This is a genomic window from Methylophaga sp. UBA1464, from assembly GCF_002325665.1.
GTDB lineage: Bacteria > Pseudomonadota > Gammaproteobacteria > Nitrosococcales > Methylophagaceae > Methylophaga.
Window position 1 is genome coordinate 29,765 of the sequence record NZ_DCSO01000053.1, and the last position, 1,289, is coordinate 31,053.

The 1,289-nt window shown below is 46.9% G+C and carries 1 protein-coding gene and 1 pseudogene; both read left to right on the forward strand.

What is annotated here, in order from left to right; genetic code table 11:
- Positions 1-391 (forward strand): annotated as a pseudogene (locus B3O33_RS06525) (nitrate ABC transporter substrate-binding protein); the annotation flags it as partial.
- A gap of 37 nt (positions 392-428) precedes the next feature.
- Positions 429-1,289, forward strand: an 861-nt coding sequence (locus B3O33_RS06530) for an ABC transporter permease (protein ID WP_292363230.1), incomplete at its 3' end; no start/stop codon positions are given.

A 1,289-nucleotide genomic window follows, 5' to 3' on the forward strand; every position in this document is an offset into this window, starting at 1 on the left:
TACCTTTGAGTATGAAAAAGGCGATAAACGCGATATTCCGGATTTCAACGTGTTTTTCCGTCACAACGCGACCTACCCATACTACAGTGATGCTATCTGGTATCTGACACAGATGCGCCGTTGGGGACAGATTCATGAGGCCAAACCGGATAGCTGGTACACCGATATGGCCAAGAAGGTATATCGCCCGGACATTTATCAGATTGCCGCAATGGAACTGATTGAAGAGGGCAAGTTAAGTGCAGCCGATTTTCCTGATTTTTCGACTGAAACCGGTTTTAAGCCGGCACAGAATGAGTTTATTGATGGCATTGAATATGACGGGACAGCACCTAATGCTTACCTGGAAAAATTTGCTATTGGCCTGAAAGGAGAGGAGCAGGCGGATTAATCGCCTGCTTTTCATAACACGGACAAAGATGAACTCTATGAAAGATAAATTTATATATTTTCTGGAAATGACGGGGCTGAACTGGTTCGTACCACTGGCGAAAATCGCCGGTGGGGAACCGGCCGGGTTCCAGTTTCAACAGCTGGTCAAAATGATTGGTTTACCGTTACTGGCCATGTTGGCTTTTTTAATGTTCTGGCATGTAGGCGCGGCTAAAGTGGATACCAGTCTCGGACAATTACCGGGGCCGGTTCAGGTTTGGGAACAGGTTAAGGTGCTTAATCAGGAGCATCAGGCCGAACGTCAACGGGCCAGCGACTTTTATCAGCGTCAGGCAGAACGCAATGCGGAAAAGCTGGCCAAAAACCCGGAAGCTGAGATTCGGGTTCGGGACTTTACGGGAAGACCCACTTTTGTCGATCAAATCTGGACCAGTCTGTTTACCGTATTTGTTGGCTTTCTATTAGCCAGTCTGATTGCCATACCAATAGGGATTGTCAGTGGCCTGAGTCAGAATCTTTACAACGCCATCAATCCGCTGATTCAGATTTTTAAACCTGTATCACCGTTAGCCTGGTTGCCCATTGTGACCATGGTGGTCAGTGCGGTGTATATTTCTGCCGATCCGATGTTTTCCAAATCCTTTATTACCTCGGCGATCACCGTCATGTTGTGTTCTTTGTGGCCAACGTTGATTAACACTGCAGTCGGTGTGTCATCTATTGATCGTGACTTATTGAATGTTGGCAAGGTGTTACGACTAGGCTATTTCACCACGGTATGGAAGATCGTTATTCCTTCCTCTATTCCGATGATTTTTACCGGTTTGAGAATTTCTCTGGGTATTGGCTGGATGGTACTGATTGCTGCAGAAATGCTGGCACAGAATCCGGGCCTG